At 71.8% G+C, this 15,921-nt stretch carries 13 protein-coding genes; 11 read left to right on the forward strand and 2 right to left on the reverse strand.

Translation table 11 applies throughout. From position 1 onward, the window contains the following. Positions 1 to 231 precede the first annotated feature (231 nt). From DTB53_RS33015 to DTB53_RS33060, 10 genes are all read left to right on the forward strand, one after another. Complete coding sequence (locus DTB53_RS33015) at positions 232 to 888, forward strand: GntR family transcriptional regulator (protein ID WP_012377612.1); 657 nt, start codon at positions 232 to 234, stop codon at positions 886 to 888. A 50-nt stretch (positions 889 to 938) separates the two neighbouring features. After that, positions 939 to 1,841: a dihydrodipicolinate synthase family protein gene (locus tag DTB53_RS33020; protein ID WP_042495330.1), complete on the forward strand. Its 903-nt coding sequence runs from the start codon at positions 939 to 941 to the stop codon at positions 1,839 to 1,841. Continuing rightward, positions 1,838 to 3,592, forward strand: a complete 1,755-nt coding sequence (gene araD / locus DTB53_RS33025; RefSeq protein ID WP_012377614.1) for an L-arabinonate dehydratase — start codon at positions 1,838 to 1,840, stop codon at positions 3,590 to 3,592. Before DTB53_RS33020 ends, araD begins: the two co-directional genes overlap by 4 nt. A 199-nt stretch (positions 3,593 to 3,791) precedes the next feature. Next, positions 3,792 to 4,724 (forward strand): carbohydrate ABC transporter permease, encoded by a 933-nt coding sequence (locus DTB53_RS33030; RefSeq protein ID WP_012377615.1) that lies wholly within the window; start codon positions 3,792 to 3,794, stop codon positions 4,722 to 4,724. Then, positions 4,721 to 5,632, forward strand: coding sequence for a carbohydrate ABC transporter permease (locus DTB53_RS33035; protein WP_012377616.1), 912 nt, complete (start codon positions 4,721 to 4,723; stop codon positions 5,630 to 5,632). Before DTB53_RS33030 ends, DTB53_RS33035 begins: the two co-directional genes overlap by 4 nt. Beyond that, complete coding sequence (locus tag DTB53_RS33040) at positions 5,629 to 6,849, forward strand: Gfo/Idh/MocA family protein (RefSeq protein ID WP_012377617.1); 1,221 nt, start codon at positions 5,629 to 5,631, stop codon at positions 6,847 to 6,849. Before DTB53_RS33035 ends, DTB53_RS33040 begins: the two co-directional genes overlap by 4 nt. Continuing rightward, positions 6,846 to 7,700 carry a DUF6807 domain-containing protein gene (locus DTB53_RS33045; protein ID WP_012377618.1) on the forward strand — a complete coding sequence of 285 codons (855 nt, stop codon included), beginning with the start codon at positions 6,846 to 6,848 and terminating at the stop codon, positions 7,698 to 7,700. Before DTB53_RS33040 ends, DTB53_RS33045 begins: the two co-directional genes overlap by 4 nt. Then, complete coding sequence (locus tag DTB53_RS33050) at positions 7,697 to 9,298, forward strand: glycoside hydrolase family 43 protein (RefSeq protein ID WP_012377619.1); 1,602 nt, start codon at positions 7,697 to 7,699, stop codon at positions 9,296 to 9,298. Before DTB53_RS33045 ends, DTB53_RS33050 begins: the two co-directional genes overlap by 4 nt. Next, on the forward strand, positions 9,295 to 10,629 hold the full coding sequence (locus DTB53_RS33055) for an ABC transporter substrate-binding protein (RefSeq protein WP_012377620.1): 1,335 nt from the start codon (positions 9,295 to 9,297) through the stop codon (positions 10,627 to 10,629). The genes DTB53_RS33050 and DTB53_RS33055 overlap by 4 nt, the downstream gene beginning before the upstream one ends. 181 nt (positions 10,630 to 10,810) lie before the next feature. Beyond that, a complete protein-coding gene (locus DTB53_RS33060; RefSeq protein WP_012377621.1) occupies positions 10,811 to 12,151 on the forward strand; it encodes a pectate lyase family protein in 1,341 nt (446 codons plus the stop codon). A gap of 329 nt (positions 12,152 to 12,480) precedes the next feature. Here the strand turns inward: DTB53_RS33060 and DTB53_RS33070 are convergent, their stop codons facing one another. Continuing rightward, a complete protein-coding gene (locus DTB53_RS33070; RefSeq protein WP_012377622.1) occupies positions 12,481 to 14,037 on the reverse strand; it encodes a pectate lyase family protein in 1,557 nt (518 codons plus the stop codon). Positions 14,038 to 14,370: 333 nt separating this feature from the next. After that, complete coding sequence (locus DTB53_RS33075) at positions 14,371 to 14,937, reverse strand: TetR/AcrR family transcriptional regulator (protein WP_003964088.1); 567 nt, start codon at positions 14,935 to 14,937, stop codon at positions 14,371 to 14,373. Between the two features lie 35 nt (positions 14,938 to 14,972). Between DTB53_RS33075 and DTB53_RS33080 the strand changes: the two genes are divergently transcribed. Continuing rightward, entirely contained in the window at positions 14,973 to 15,878 is a 906-nt protein-coding gene (locus DTB53_RS33080; RefSeq protein ID WP_042495338.1) for an SDR family oxidoreductase, read from the forward strand. Positions 15,879 to 15,921 lie beyond the last annotated feature (43 nt).

Below are 15,921 nucleotides of genomic sequence, written 5' to 3' on the forward strand. Positions count from 1 at the left end.
GACCGGTGGACACGAGGGGCCGTGTCCAGGGCGGCGGTGCGCCGGGCGGGAGATCCCCGGGCTCCTCCCGAGGGCCGTACGCGCGCCGAGGCCGCCAAGTGCTGTGCGGTTCGGCGAAGTTCTTCGGTCGGAAGCGTTGACGAAACATTCGGCGCGGCTCTAACTTCATCGCGTCGTACTTCGTACGTCATATATGAGACGCGATACGCGAGATGTGAGAGCCCGTCACCCATGACCTTCGCCCCTGCCCCGATCCCGTCCCGGACCCAGTACGTGCTGGAGGCCATCAAGCACGCCATCCTCACCGCGCGGTTGAGACCGGGACAGGCGCTGGTGGAGACCGAACTCGCCGCGCAGTTCGGGGTGTCGAAGACGCCCGTCCGCGAGGCGCTCAAGACGCTCGCGGGCACCGGACTCGTGGTGATGAGCCAGTACAAGGGCGTCACCGTACGGCTCGTCGACGCGACCATGGCCAGGGAGGTGTACGACGTGCGCCTCCTGCTGGAACCGGAGGCGCTGCGCCGCTCCATCACCCGGGGCGCCTCTCTGGAGGCTGCCCAGGAGGCCCTGGAGCGGGCCGACTCGGCGGCCGACCCGGCGGACAGGTCGCTGGCCAACCGGGACTTCCACCGGGCCCTGTACCTGCCCTGCGGGAACCCGCTGCTCTCCCGGATGCTCGACGACGTCCGCGACCAGGCGGCGCTCGTGTCGACCGTGGCCTGGTCGGCCGTCCCGTCCTGGGAGCGCGAGGCGGCCGAGCACCGCGAGATCCTGCGGCTCGCCCTCGCCGATGACGCGGAGGCCGCCGCCGGGGCCCTGCACCACCACATCGCGTCGTTCGTACGCCGCGCCTTCCCCGACGACGAAGACGGGGGCGACGCCGCGTGAACCGCCCGCTGGGCCCGCTCCACCAGCACCTCGACGAAAGGCCAGTCCGCATGGACCACTCCCCGCTGAAGGCGGCCCTCGCAGACGTCGTGGCGATCCCGGTGACACCGTTCGCCGAGGACGGCAGCATCGACACCGCGACCCACCGCGCCCTGATGCGCAGGCTGCTCGACGGCGGTATCCGCACCGTCACCCCGAACGGCAACACCGGGGAGTTCTACGCCCTCACCCCCGACGAGCGGCGTCTGGTCACCGAGCTGACCGTCGACGAGGCGGCGGGGCGCGCCAGCGTCCTGGTGGGCGTCGGTCACGACGTACCGACCGCGGTGGCCGCGGCCGAGCACGCCGCCGAGGCCGGAGCGGCCATGGTGATGGTGCACCAGCCGGTGCACCCGTACGTCGCGCAGGAGGGATGGGTCGACTACCACCGGTCGATAGCCGAGGCGGTGCCGCACCTCGGTGTCGTCCCCTACATCCGCAGCCCGCGGCTGGCCGGTGAGCGGCTCGCCGAACTCGCCGACGCCTGCCCCAACGTCGTCGGCGTGAAGTACGCGGTCCCCGACGCGGCCCGCTTCGGCGCGTTCGCCCGGGACGCCGGCCTGGAGCGGTTCGTCTGGATCGCCGGGCTGGCGGAGTTGTACGCCCCCTCCTACTTCGCCACCGGCGCCACCGGCTTCACCTCCGGCCTGGTCAACGTCGCCCCGGCCGTCTCCCTCGACATGCTGGAGGCGCTGCGGGCCGGGGACTACGTGGCGGCGATGAAGGTGTGGGAGCGCATCCGCCGCTTCGAGGAGCTCCGCGCCGAGGAGCAGTCCGCCGACAACGTCACCGTGGTGAAGGAGGCCCTCTCCGCGCTGGGGCTCTGCCGTCGTGACGTACGCGCCCCGAGCCGGGTCCTGCCCGAGGCCCGGCGCGCCGAGGTGGCCGGGCTGACAGCCGAGTGGTCCCTGTGAGCGACGCGTCCACCCGGGGCCCGGGAGAGGGCCGGATCGCGCCCGAGGAGCTGCGCAGCCACCGGTGGTTCGGCACGGACGGACTGCGGTCCTTCAGCCATCGCGCCCGCACCCGGCAGCTCGGCTACCTCCCCGAGGAGCACCTCGGCAAGCCGGTCGTCGCGGTGCTCAACACCTGGTCCGACATCAACCCGTGCCACGCCCATCTGCGCGACCGGGCGCAGGCGGTCAAGCGGGGGGTCTGGCAGGCGGGCGGGTTCCCGCTGGAGTTCCCCGTCTCCACCCTGTCGGAGACCTTCCAGAAGCCGACCCCGATGCTCTACCGCAATCTGCTGGCGATGGAGACCGAGGAGCTGCTGCGCTCGTATCCCGTCGACGGGGCCGTGCTGCTGGGCGGCTGCGACAAGTCGACGCCCGCGCTGCTGATGGGCGCCGCCTCCGTGGACCTGCCGACCGTCTTCGTGCCCGCCGGACCGATGCTTCCCGGGCACTGGCGCGACGAGGTCCTCGGCTCCGGCACGGACATGTGGAAGTACTGGGACGAGCGGCGGGCCGGGACCATCGGCGACTGCGAGATGGCCGAGCTGGAGAACGGCCTGGCCCGCTCCCCCGGCCACTGCATGACGATGGGTACCGCCTCCACCCTGACGGCCGCCGCCGAGGTGCTGGGGGTCACCCTGCCGGGCGCCTCGTCCGTACCGGCCGTCGACTCGGGGCACGAGCGGATGGCCGCGGCCTCGGGGCTGCGGATCGTCGACCTCGTCATGCGGCGGGTGACGCTGTCGCGGATCCTGACGCCGGAGGCGTACGAGGACGCGGTCGCCACGGTGCTCGCTCTCGGCGGATCCACCAACGCCGTGATCCACCTGATCGCGATGGCGGGCCGGTCCGGTGTGAAGCTCACGCTGGACGACTTCGACCGGATCGCCCGCACGGTGCCCGTCCTCGCCGACCTGCGCCCCGGCGGGAGGTATCTGCTGGAGGACTTCCACTTCGCCGGCGGTCTGCCCGGCTTCCTGGGGCGGCTCACCGACGTACTGCACCTGGACCGGCCCACGGTCGCGCACGACACCCTGCGCGAGCAGCTCGACGGCGCCCAGGTCCACAACAGCGCCGTCATCCGCGAGCGCTCCGACCCGCTGGCCGGGGAGGGCGGGGTGGCGGTGCTGCGCGGCAACCTCTGTCCCGACGGAGCCGTCATCAAGCACATCGCCGCCGAGCCGCGCCTGCTGCGCCACACCGGGCCCGCCGTCGTCTTCGACGACTACCGGGAGCTCCAGCGCACGATCGACGACCCGGCCCTCGCCCTCACTCCGGACCATGTGCTCGTGCTGCGCAACGCCGGGCCCCAGGGTGGCCCCGGCATGCCCGAGTACGGCATGCTGCCGATCCCCGCCTACCTGCTGAAGCAAGGTGTGCGGGACATGGTGCGGATCTCGGACGCGCGGATGAGCGGCACCAGTTACGGGGCGTGTGTCCTGCACATCGCGCCCGAGTCCTTCGTCGGCGGGCCGCTCGCCCTGGTCCGCACCGGCGACCTCATCACCCTGGACGTCGGGGCCCGGCTCCTGCGGCTCGAAGTCGACGACGAGGAACTGGAGCGGCGCAGGGCCGCCTGGTCCCCGCCGCCGGCCCGCTACGGGCGGGGCTACGGGGCGCTGTACCAGGACCAGATCACCCAGGCCGACACCGGATGCGACTTCGCGTTCCTGGCCCGACAGGGCGAGGTGCCCGACCCGTACGCGGGGTGAACCGGGCCCCATGACCGTGCGCGGGTCCCGTGACCGCGCACGGCCCGCTTCACCGTACGCGGGCGGAACCGAGGCACCCCCCTTCGCACCTCACTTCCCCGGGTCGCTCCGACCCTCCGTAGCAAGCGCTTTCGGAATCCGTGGCCGACAGGCCCGGAGTCCGGCGCATCCAGCACCTCCCAGAGATCGGAGACGTGTCATGGCCCCAACCGCAGCCGTGGCCACACCGCCGCCCGAAAAGTCCCGGCGCCGCCGGGCGAGACCCCGCCGCCTGCCGTATCTGCTGATCGCGCCCGCGGGCCTGTTGATGCTGGGCTTCATCGCCTATCCGGTGCTCAGCGTCTTCTCCTACAGCCTGCAGCACTACAACGTCACCAAGCCGTGGCGGAATGGCTTCGCCGGGCTCGACAACTTCCGACGCGTCTTCACCGAGGACGACCAGTTCTGGCCGACGCTCGCGTTCAGCGCCCAGTGGGTCTTCACCCAGGTCACCCTGCAACTCCTCCTCGGTCTGGCGCTCGCCCTGATCGTCAACCAGACGTTCATCGGGCGCGGCATCTCCCGGGCCATGGTCTTCTCACCGTGGGCCGTCTCCGGAGTGCTGACCAGCACGATCTGGATCCTGCTCTACAACTCCTCGACGGGCTTCAGCCGCTATCTCGCGGACGCCGGAATCGGCGAGTACGGCACGTCGGTGCTCTCGGACACCGGGACCGTGTTCTGGGCGGCCACCGTCACCGAACTCTGGCGCGGCGTCCCGTTCTTCGCGATTCTCATCCTCGCCGACCTCCAGTCCGTCTCGAAGGAGTTGTACGAGGCGGCTTCGGTCGACGGCGCGGGCCGGCTGCGGCAGTTCTTCCACATCACGCTCCCCCACCTGCGGGACGCGATCATCCTCGCCACCCTGCTGCGCGGCGTCTGGGAGTTCAACAACGTCGACCTGCTCTACACCCTCACCGGGGGCGGGCCCGCGGGTGAGACCACCACCCTGCCCCTCTACGTGGCCAACACCGGCATCGAGGGCCACGACTTCGGGTACGCCTCCGCGCTCACCACCGTCGCCTTCGTGATCCTCCTCTTCTGCTCGATCGTCTATCTGCGCCTGAGCAAGTTCGGAGGCGACCGCACATGACCGCCCTGCTCACCGAGAGGAACGGGACCGCCCCGAGGTCCACCGCTCCCGGCTCTCCACCGTCGGCCCGGCGCCGCCGGCCGGGACGGGAGCGCGCCTTCGACGACGTACCGCGCTGGCAGATCTATCTGCCGCTCGGCCTCTACCTGCTGTTCACGCTCGTCCCCTTCTACTGGATGCTGCTCTTCGCCGTACGGCCCGCCGGTTCCACATCGCTGGCTCCCTGGCCGATGACCGGAGCGCACTTCTCCAAGGTCTGGAACGAGCGGAGCTTCGCGGTCTTCTTCCAGAACAGCATGATCGTCGGCGTCGCGACGCTCGTCGCCACGACCCTGGTCGCCCTGGCCGGCGGCTACGCCCTGGCCCGGTTCGACTTCAGGATCAAGGGCGCGTTCATGCTGGCGCTGCTCTGCTCGCAGTTCATCCCGGGCGCCCTGATGCTCGTACCGCTGTTCGAGATCTTCCGGAACCTCCAGATGATCAACTCGCTGGGGAGCGTCGTCATCGCGGAGACGGTGTTCCAGCTTCCGCTGTCGATCATCCTGATCAGCGGCTTCATCAAGAACGTGCCCGTCTCCCTGGAGGAGGCCGCCTGGGTCGACGGCTGCTCGCGCTTCACCGCCTTCCGCACCGTCGTCCTGCCGCTCCTGCGCCCCGGGCTGATCGCCGTCGGCTCCTTCGCCTTCGTGCACAGCTGGAACCACTTCCTCTTCGCCCTGATGTTCCTGAGCGAGCAGGACAAGCAGACGATCCCGGTCGGCCTCAACACGCTGATCGGCGCGGACAGCGTCGACCTGGGCGCGCTCGCGGCGGGCGGTGTCATCGCGGCCGTCCCCGTGGTCGTCGTCTTCGCCTTCATCCAGAAGTGGCTCATCACGGGCTTCAGCGCCGGGGCGGTGAAGGGATGAGGAGAGCGACCGCCCCCGCCGTCGTCCCGGTGCCCGTCGTCCCGGCCGTCCCCGTGCCCGTCGTGCTGGCCGGCGCCCGTGGCCACGGCCGGTGGCACCTCGCCAACGTGCGCCGGCTCCAGCACCAGGGCCGGGTCAGGCTGGCCGGTGTCTGCGAGCTGGAGCCGCTGACCGCCGACGAACTCGCCGCCTGCGGCTTCGGCCCCGGCGAGGCGCCCGAGCAGTCCGACGACTTCGGGGCGCTCCTGGATGTCACCGGAGCGCGGGCCGCCATCATCTGCACCCCCATCCAGACCCACACCGAGCTGGCACTCGCCGCCGCCGGCCGGGGCGTCCACCTGCTGCTGGAGAAACCGCCCGCCGCCGGCTGGGCCGACTACGCGCGCATGGCCGAGGGGGTCGAGCGGGCGGGCATCGCCTGCCAGGTGGGGTTCCAGTCCTTCGGATCGCACGCGCTGCCCGCCATCCGGGAGCTGGTCGCCACCGGAGCCATCGGGGCCGTCACCGGCTTCGGGGCCGCCGGGGCGTGGGTCCGGGACGACGCCTACTTCCGGCGGGCCCCCTGGGCCGGGCGGCGCAGGATCGGCTCCACCGACGTGGTCGACGGCGTCCTCACCAATCCCCTGGCGCACGCCGTGGCCACCGCGCTCGAACTGGCCTGCCGGGGCCGGTCCGAGGAGGTCACCGCCGTCGAGACGGAGCTGTACCGGGCCCACGCCATCGAGGCGGACGACACCAGCAGCGTCCGCGTCACCACCGCCGGCGGGCCGTGTGTGACCGTCGCCGTCACCCTGTGCGCCGAACGGCCCGGGGAGCCGTACGTCATCGTGCACGGCGAGAGGGGCCGGATCACCTTCTGGTACAAGCAGGACCGAGTCCTGGTGCAGCGTGCCGGGCGGGGCCCCGAGGAGACCGTCCACGGGCGGACCGATCTCCTGGAGAACCTCCTCGACCACCTGGCGCAGGGCACACCGCTGCTGGTTCCGCCCGCGTCCACGGGGGCGTTCATGCGCGTCGTCGAGGCCGTGCGCACCGCACCCGAGCCCGCCCCGCTGCCCGACCGGGCCTGGGAGACCCGGTACGACGGCCCGGGCGGCGGGCCGAGGCGGGTCGTGCCGGGCATCGACTCCCTGGTCGCCGCCGGGGCCGAGTCCCTCAGCCTCTTCTCCGAACTGGGCGCCCCGTGGGCCCGGGTGGGCCAGGCGGCCGCCTCATGAACCAGCGCCCCGGGGCCCCGTTCCCCGACCTCCCGGCCACCCTTGCCTGCGACGGCCGGACCGTCGCCCACTACGGCTACGCGCCGGGGGCCGACGGCCGCCCCCGCCTCCACCCCGTCACCACCCTCGGCGGGACCGCCGTCACCGAGGACCGCCCCGCCGACCACCTCCACCACCTGGGCGTCTCCGTCGCCGTTCCCGACGTCGCCGGGTACAACTTCTGGGGCGGGCACACCTTCGTACGGGGCAAGGGGCCCACCGCGCTCGACAACCACGGCGTCCAGCGCCACCTGGCCCGGCCGCAGCGCAGCCCGAACGGCTTCACCCAGGAGCTCGGCTGGGAGGCGGCCGGCGTCGAGCTCCTGCGCGAGCACCGCACCCTGTCGGCCACCAGGACCTCGGACGCCTCCTGGGAGCTGGACTTCTCCTTCGTGCTCACCAACACCGGGGGCGAGGAGCTCTCCCTCGGCAGCCCCGCGACGAACGGCCGGCCCGGCGCCGGGTACGGCGGCTTCTTCTGGCGCGCCCCCAAGGAGGCAGCGCCACCGACCGTGTTCAGCGCCACGGGCGAGGGCGAGAGCGAGGTCCACGGCCGCACCGCCGACTGGCTGGCCCTCTCCGGGGCCGGGTGGACGCTCGTGTTCGTGGGGGCCACGGCACGGACCCGGCGCGACCCGTGGTTCGTACGGACCTCCGCGTACCCGGGCGTCGGCTCCAGCCTGGCGGCGCACGAGCGGCTGCCCGTACCCGCCGGGTCCTCGGTCGTGCGCCGGATCATCACCGTCGTCGTGGACGGCAGGCCGGACCGGGAGACCGCCGCCCGGTACGCACGCGAGGCGGTGGCCCGGTGAGCCGGCCCTGGACCGCGGACCTCGGTGACGGGACGTACCGCAACCCGGTCCTCAACGCCGACTGGTCCGACCCCGACGTCGTCCGCGTCGGTGACGACTACTACCTCACCGCGTCCAGCTTCGGCCGGTCCCCCGGGCTGCCGCTCCTGCACTCCCGCGACCTGGTCAACTGGACGGCCGTCGGGCACGCGCTGGACCGCCTCGAACCCGCCGCCGAGTTCTCCGCTCCCCGCCACGACCGCGGGGTCTGGGCGCCTTCCCTGCGCCACCGCGGCGGGCGCTTCTGGATCTTCTGGGGCGACCCCGACCACGGCATCCAGCAGATCAACGCGGAGCGCGTCGAGGGCCCTTGGAGCGCCCCTCATCTCCTCAAGGCGGGCAAGGGCCTCATCGACGCCTGCCCGCTGTGGGACGAGGAGACCGGCGAGGCCTACCTCGTCCACGCGTGGGCCAAGTCCCGCTCCGGCGTCAAGAACCGCCTCACCGGCCACCGGATGAGCCCCGACGGCCGCGAGCTCCTCGACGAAGGAGCGACGTTGGTGGACGCCGACCGGATCCCGGGCTGGTTCACCCTGGAAGGTCCCAAGCTCTACCGGCGCGACGGATGCTTCGTCATCCTCGCACCGGCCGGCGGGGTGGAGACCGGCTGGCAGGGCGCGTTCCGCTCCCGGGACTTCTTCGGCCCGTACGAGGAGCGCGTCGTCCTCGCCCAGGGCCGCACCGACGTCAACGGCCCCCATCAGGGCGGCTGGGTGGACACCCCCGCGGGCGAGGACTGGTTCCTCCACTTCCAGGCCCGGGGAGCGTACGGGAGGGTCGTCCACCTCCAGCCGATGCGCTGGGACGCCGACGGCTGGCCCGTCATCGGCGACCGGGGCGAACCCGTGCTCCGGCACACCAAACCCGTCGCCCCCGCCCAGCCGGTGGCGGCGCCCGCCGTCGACGACGACTTCCCGGGCGGCCGCCCCGGCGCCCAGTGGCAGTGGACGGCCAATCCGCGCCACGGCTGGGCGGCCCGGGGCGCCGGTGACGGGCTGCGGCTCACCTGCGTACGGACCGCGGACGAGCACGACCTGCGGCTGCTGCCCAACATCCTGGTCCAGCGGCTGCCCGCCGAAGCGTTCACCGTGGACGTGGAGCTCGTGCTGGACAGCGTCGAGGCGGGCGCCAAGGCCGGACTCGCCGTGCTGGGCGACGCCTTCGGCTGGATCGGCCTCGCGGTCGCCGCGGACGGCACACCCCGCCTCGTCCACCGCTTCGCCGAGGGCGCCGCCGCACACGAACGGGACGCGGCCGGATCCCGGGCGTCCCCCGGCGGACGGGCCCGGCTGCGCGTCGAGGTCACGGCGGGGGCCCGCTGCCGCTTCTTTGCCGACACCGGCGACGGCTTTTGGCCCTCGGGCCAGGTCTTCGCCGCCACCCCCTGGCGCTGGGTCGGGGCTCTCCTGGGCCTCTTCGCCACCGCACCGGCCGGGACGGGCCCCGCCGGAACGGCCCGCTTCACCACCTTCCGCGTCACCGGCCCCAACCCCCCGCAGAAGTGCACACGTCACGACCCATCACACCCGCATCACCCGACAGAGAAGAGCCGACGATGACCATTTCGACAACACAGCGAGGACGTGCCACGGCCGCGGTCTCCGTCGCGGCGGTGCTCGCGCTGACGGCGACCGCGTGCGGCGACGACGGCAGCGGCTCCGGCACGGAGGGCAGCGGAAAGGGCGAGATCACCTTCTGGGACAACAACGGCGGTCCGCGCACCGCCGTCTGGACCGAGATCATCGAGGACTTCGAGAAGCAGCACCCCGACATCGACGTCACGTACGTCCCCATCCCGATCGCCGACGTCCAGTCGAAGTACGACACCGCGATCGCGGGCGGCGGACTGCCCGACGTCGGCGGCGTCGGCACGGCGTACCTGGCCAACATGGTCTCCCAGGAGGCCCTGGAGCCGGTCAACGACCGACTGGAGAAGTCCGCGCTGCGGGGCAAGCTGGTCGAGTCCATGGTCGAGAGCGTCCGCGCGGCGGCCGGCCGGGGCGACGACGTCTACTCCGTGCCGACCTCGGCCAACAACGGTGTGCTCTGGTACCGCACCGACCTGTTCGAGCGGGCGGGTCTCAAGGCTCCCGACACCTGGGCGAACTTCTACACGGCCGCCGAGAAGCTGACCGACGCGAAGAAGAACGAGTTCGGCTACACGATCCGCGGCGGCGCCGGCTCCATCGCACAGGCGCTGGACGCCGTCTACGGCCAGTCCGGCATCACCGAGTTCTGGGACGGCGACACGACGACCCTCAACGATCCGAAGAACGTCGCGGCGCTGGAGAAGTACGCCGGGCTCTTCAAGCGCACGACGCCCGCGGCCGACGTCAACAACGACTTCACCAAGATGGTGGCCCAGTGGGACACCGGCACGATCGGCATGCTGAGCCACAACCTCGGCTCGTACCAGGACCACCTCAAGGCCCTCGGCGAGGACAAGTTCGCGGGCATACCCGCGCCCATCGGCGAGGGTGGCACCCGGGTACAGGTCTCCAACCCCGTCGACGGACTCGGCCTCTTCCGGTCGAGCCGGAACAAGACCGCGGCATGGAAGTTCATCGAGTTCGCGGCCTCCCACGCGTCCAACAGCAAGTGGAACGAGTCGGCGGGCGCCATCCCGGCCAACGCCGAGGCGGCGAAGGACCCGTGGATCAACGAGACCGAGTCGACGGCGCTCGCGGCGAAGACCCTGACGGACGGTTCCACGAAGATCGTCGACCTGCCGTACTACCTGCCGGACTGGAACAACATCAGCAAGGCCGACAACGAGCCGGAGTTCCAGAAGGTGCTGCTCGGCAAGATCACGGCCAAGGCGTTCCTGGACGACATGGCCGAGCAGTTGAACGCCGCCAACAAGGAGTGGAAGGAGCTCGGCAACGGCTGATCCGACCGCCTTCCGGCTCTCCGTACCCCGCTGACCGGGGCCGCGTCCCCGGCCCCGCCGCCCCCCTTCACCCGCGCACCGCGGCGGGCCGGGACGGCCCTCGCGCCCTCCCGGCCCGCCGCCTCCTTGCCCACGCCCCGCGCCCCCTGCCCTCTTTGACGACGACACAGAAGGATTCGCCATGCCCGCACGCAAGCGTCATCTCCGCGCCATCGCCGTGACCCTGGGCTGCACCTCTCTGGCCCTCACCCTCAGCACCCCGGCCCTGGCCACCGCGCAGCCGAGCGCTCCCGGCGGCGTCGAGCGCGCCGTGCTGCCCGCCCGGGACGGCTGGGCCGCCGCCGAGGGCTCCACCACGGGTGGCGCGAACGCCGCCCCCGAGCACGTCTACACGGTGACCGACCGCGCCGAGCTCGTCGCCGCCTTCGCCGAGGCGGGCGACGCACCGAAGATCATCAGAGTATCCGGCACCGTGCACGGCAACTCCGACGCCGACGGCCGCCCGATCGGCTGCGAGCAGTACCGGACCGGCGGCTACACGCTGGAGAAGTACCTCGCCGCCTACGACCCCGAGGTCTGGGGCCGGGACACGGTCCCCGCGGGTCCGCTGGAGGAGGCCCGCGCCGCCTCCGCGAAGCTGCAGGCGACCGCCGTCACCGTCAAGGTCCCCTCCAACACCACCCTGGTCGGGGTGGGGAAGAACCCGAAGATCATCGGAGCCTCGCTCCAGGTGCGGGACGTCTCCAACGTCATCATCCGCAACATCGGCTTCGAGGACACCTACGACTGCTTCCCCCAGTGGGACCCCACGGACGGGGCCGAGGGCGCCTGGAACTCCGAGTACGACAACCTCGTCGTGTACGGGTCCCGCCACGTCTGGGTCGACCACAACACCTTCAGCGACGGCGACCGCCCCGACGCGGACCAGCCCCACTACTTCGGTCAGGTCTACCAGCAGCACGACGGCCTCTTCGACATCGTGCGCGGCGCCGACCTGGTCACCGTCTCCTGGAACGTCCTCAAGGACCACGACAAGACCATGCTCATCGGCAACAGCGACGGCGCCGGCGCCACCGACCGGGGCAAGCTCCGCGTCACGCTCCACCACAACCTCTTCAAGGACGTCAAGGAGCGTGCCCCGCGCGTGCGGTTCGGCCAGGTCGACGCGTACAACAACCACTTCGTGGCGACGAAGGGCAGCGCCTACGGCTACACCTTCGGCATCGGGGCGGAGTCCCGGCTGGTCGCCGAGCACAACGCGTTCACCCTCACGCGGGAGGTGGACCGGGCGACGATCCTGAAGAAGTGGTCGGAGTCGTCCCTCACTGCGGAGAACAACTACGTCGACGGGCGGAAGACCGACCTGGTCGCCGTGCACAACGCGGGTGTCCCGGGCGAGCACCTCACCGAGGACGCCGGCTGGACGCCCCGTCTGCGCACGGCGGTCCACCACCCGCTCGTCGTGCCGGTCCTCGTGGCGCTGGGAGCGGGAGCGGGCAGGGCGGGCGCCGGCGGGCGCTGAGCCCCTTCCCGACCGTACGCCCGCCGGGGCGGCCCCGTCGCTCCCGTCGGGCACGCCCCGTCCCCGCGTCTGATCGACCCTCGACCCGACCTTCCGGAACGGCCGGAGCGGCACCGCATGCTTTCCACCGTCCCGGAGAGCGCCGCTCCGGCCTTTCGCCGCTCACCCCGAGGAGCCTCGTCGTGCCCGGTCGCGCACATCGTCCCCGCGAACCGGACGCGGTCCGACGCGGCCGGGGCCCGGCGGGCCCGCCCGCAGGACGCCCGGAACCCGCACCTCCCGGTCACCGGGGAGATGCGGGTCGCGGACGGTGGGCGCGGACCGGGAGGTCAGCCCGCGTAGGTCTCGAACTCGGCGATCCTCGGAGTGCCGGTCGAGCCGGTGATCTCGAAGGTGATCTTGCGCAGGGAGGTGCGGGGGAAGCTGATGGCCCCCGCCCCTTCGCCGGTGGTCAGGACGGTGCCGGTGTCGCCGTCGAGAAGCCGCCAGCCCTTGACGGCACCGGTGGAACCCGCCGCCTCGCGGATGACGACCGCGGAGACGGAGGTGGCGGAGGCCCACTTGATCGAGGCGGAGCCGGTGGGACCCGCGGGAGACCAGTAGGTGCTCGGGTCGCCGTCGCGCAGAGCGCCGTAGCTCGTTCCGGCGGCCTTGCTGGATCCGTCGGAGCCCGCTCCGATGCTGAGGTTGGTTCCGGTGGGCGGGGTGGGGTCCGTCGGACCGGGAGTCGGGTCCGTCGGTCCCGGCGTCGGGTCGGTCGGGGTGGGCGTGGGCGTCTGCGGTGTGCAGTTGCCGTCCGAGACCTTCAGGCCCTTGTCGGCTCCGGCGGTGCGGCCGACGACGTCCGGCACGCACCCGGCACTGTCGGCACGGTAGGCGTAGGGGATGTCGACCGTGGTGGTGGACTTCATGTCGGGCCCGGCGGGGTTGGTCGTGCCGCCGGGGTCGGACCAGGTGACGTTGTCGAGGGTGTTGCCGCTGACCTGCCAGTAGCCGGCCTCGTCGGTGTAGAAGGTGCCGAGAACGTCCTTGGAGTCCTCGAAGTAATTGTTCTCCACCTTGGCGCGGGCCCCGGCCCGGGAGTTGATGCCCGACTCGTTGAGCTTGACGTAGTGGTTGTTGTAGATGTGGGCGATGCCGCCGCGCAGCAGGGGCGCGCGGGAGTCGATGTTCTCGTACAGGTTGTGGTGGTAGGTGACGAAGCCGTTGGAGCGGTCGCTCTCGCTGGACCCCACCAGGCCGCCGCGGCCGGAATTGCGCAGGATGCTGTAGGAGAGGGTCACGTACTGCGTGTCGGCCTTCATGTCGAAGAGGCCGTCGTACCCCTCCGACTCCCCGCCCGACGCCTCCAGGGTGGTGTGATCGACCCAGACGTTGCGGACGCCGGACTCCATGCCGATGGCGTCGCCGCCGTTGGAGGTGGGCGAGCCGGACTTCTTGACGTTCCGTACGGTCACGTTCTGGATGATGATGTTGCCGGCCTCGCGCAGGTGGATGCCCAGCTGGTCGAAGACGGCCCCGCTGCCTACTCCGACGATCGTCACGTTGCTGATCTGCTTGAGCTCGATCACGCCGGCGGCGGTGTTGCAGCTGCTGCCGGACACCTTGGTCGTGTTGCCGTGGTTGATGGTGCCTTCGACCTCGATCACGATCGGGGTGTCGCTGTCGGCCCGACCGCACAGAGCCTCGTGGATCTGGGTCCCGGTGGTGGCGCGGACGGTCTGCCCGCCCGCACCGCCGGTGGTCCCGCCGTTCTGGGTGGCGTAGCCGGTGGCGCTCCCGGTCGCGGCCGCCGCCTCGGGCGCCGCCAGCACTGCTCCGGTCGCGGCCGCGAGGGCGAGGGCCGCAACTGCGGCCTGCAGCCGCCGTGCGAGTGGTCGTTCCATGTTCTCTCCCGGGTGTCTTCGGTTGATCGGTGACGGGTGACTTCGGTCGACAGGTGACGGGCGACGGAGCACATCTTCTGACGCGTTCATGACATATGGGAGCGCTCCCGCACGTCGTTACGCAGAAGCGGCTCGAACCACCGGGGGGACGTGCGACAGCACCACCACGCCTTGCGCCTCCCATCGGAAGCGACCGGACAGCAAGCGCTTTCTACAGCGAAAGTAGAGGTCTCCGACCGGCGTGGCAAGGTGCGTGCGGCAGCGTTTTCCCCGAACCGGCCGCACACCCCGAGCCCTTGACCCCCGAGCGGATTCGGGCCTCCCCCGGCGCCGCTAGCCCGGGCGCGCGCCGATGGCGCCGCGCAGGGTCCAGCGGATCAGGTCATCGACACCATGACGCGCGACGAGCCCGTCACCGGTCGCGTGGAGGCCGGTGTAGACGATGCTCCACACCATGCGCTGGATCCACTCGGCCGGGACGGTGGAGTCGAGTTCACCGCCCCGCTGCCCCCGCCGGATCTCCGCGACGAGGATCTCGTCGACCGCACCCGCCACTTCGGCGTCCGCCGGAGAGGGGTCGTCCCCCGCCGAGGCGAACAGGAACAGCACCCGGTCACCGACGTGGACCATGGCGCTGACGATCCGGTCGATCACCTCCGACACCGGGCCGGAGCCGGGAGCGGCCTCCACGATCGCGGCGTGGAGCGCGGCCCAGGAATCACTGGTGAGCGCCGACCGGAGGTGTTCACGGTCGGGGAAGTAGCGGTGGACGGTCGCCCGGCCCACACCGGCCGCCGCGGCGATGCGCCCCAGGCTCGCGGCGGGATCCCGCGCCCACTCACCGGCCGCCGCGTCGAGGACGGCACGGCGCGTGCGCTGCTTCTGCGGTGACAACTCCATTGCCGGATCATAAAGCACCGTGCCATTATGAGACTATGAAGTCTCATCTTGATAGCTCATTGCCTCTTACTGTGGTGACCGGGGCGACCGGTGTGCTCGGGCGGCGCGTCGTCGACGGACTGCTGGGCGCCGGTCGGCCGGTGCGTGCCGTGTCCCGGCGGCCCCGCCGCGGCGCCCTGCCCCCTGCCGTGGAGGCGGCGGTCGGCGACGTCAACGAGCCGTCGACACTCCGCACCGCCTTCGAGGGGGCCGGGGCCCTGGTACTCGTCGCGGTGCCCGACACCGCCGTCGAGGTGGTCGCGTACGCGCGGGCGGCGGGCATCGAGCACATCGTGGTCGTGTCGTCCGCCGCCGTGACCGCAGGTCACGACACCACCTACAACCTGCCCGTCGAGCGCGCGGTGCGGGAGTCCGGGCTCGACTGGTCGATCGTCCGGCCCGGCGAGTTCGCCACCAACGCGCTCCTCATCTGGGGGCCGTCCATCCGCTCAGGCCGGCGGGTGGTCGAGCCGTTCCCCGACCAGAGCGGCAGCCCGATCCACGAGCAGGACATCGCCGACGTCATCGTCGCCGACCTCCTCGATCCCGGGCGTCGCGGACGGATCGACACGATCGTCGGACCCGACGCACTCACCAAGCGCGACCAGGTCGCCCGCATCGCCGAGGCCGTCGGAGTGGAGATCGCCCTCGACGAGGTGACGCCCGAGCGGGCGCTCGCCTTCTACCGCGAGCAGGGCGGTTTCGCCGCCGACAACGCCGACTGGCTCTACGGCTTCACCAGTTACGACGGAGTGGAGGGCGTCACCGACGAGCACCGGGAGGTGGACCCCGGCTCCGACGACGCCTACCTCACCCTCGCCGAGGTCCTCGGCCGGCCGGGGCGGTCCTACGCGCAGTGGGCCCGCGATCACGCCGGCGACTTCACCGGGGCCGCCCGCTGAGCCGATCTCCCGCCGTCACGCGCCCGCCACGGGTCCCGGTCGC

Origin of the sequence: Streptomyces griseus (genome assembly GCF_900460065.1) — a bacterium.
GTDB classification, from domain to species: Bacteria; Actinomycetota; Actinomycetes; order Streptomycetales; family Streptomycetaceae; genus Streptomyces; species Streptomyces griseus.

Excerpts from the sequence above, each read along its gene's own strand:
- DTB53_RS33015 (WP_012377612.1), top strand. The coding sequence starts at position 232 with ATGACCTTCGCCCCTGCCCCGATCCCGTCCCGGACCCAGTACGTGCTG.
- DTB53_RS33070 (WP_012377622.1), bottom strand. The coding sequence starts at position 14,037 with ATGGAACGACCACTCGCACGGCGGCTGCAGGCCGCAGTTGCGGCCCTC.
- DTB53_RS33075 (WP_003964088.1), bottom strand. The coding sequence starts at position 14,937 with ATGGAGTTGTCACCGCAGAAGCAGCGCACGCGCCGTGCCGTCCTCGAC.
- DTB53_RS33020 (WP_042495330.1), top strand. The coding sequence starts at position 939 with ATGGACCACTCCCCGCTGAAGGCGGCCCTCGCAGACGTCGTGGCGATC.
- DTB53_RS33080 (WP_042495338.1), top strand. The coding sequence starts at position 14,973 with ATGAAGTCTCATCTTGATAGCTCATTGCCTCTTACTGTGGTGACCGGG.
- DTB53_RS33035 (WP_012377616.1), top strand. The coding sequence starts at position 4,721 with ATGACCGCCCTGCTCACCGAGAGGAACGGGACCGCCCCGAGGTCCACC.
- DTB53_RS33030 (WP_012377615.1), top strand. The coding sequence starts at position 3,792 with ATGGCCCCAACCGCAGCCGTGGCCACACCGCCGCCCGAAAAGTCCCGG.
- DTB53_RS33045 (WP_012377618.1), top strand. The coding sequence starts at position 6,846 with ATGAACCAGCGCCCCGGGGCCCCGTTCCCCGACCTCCCGGCCACCCTT.
- DTB53_RS33055 (WP_012377620.1), top strand. The coding sequence starts at position 9,295 with ATGACCATTTCGACAACACAGCGAGGACGTGCCACGGCCGCGGTCTCC.
- DTB53_RS33040 (WP_012377617.1), top strand. The coding sequence starts at position 5,629 with ATGAGGAGAGCGACCGCCCCCGCCGTCGTCCCGGTGCCCGTCGTCCCG.
- DTB53_RS33060 (WP_012377621.1), top strand. The coding sequence starts at position 10,811 with ATGCCCGCACGCAAGCGTCATCTCCGCGCCATCGCCGTGACCCTGGGC.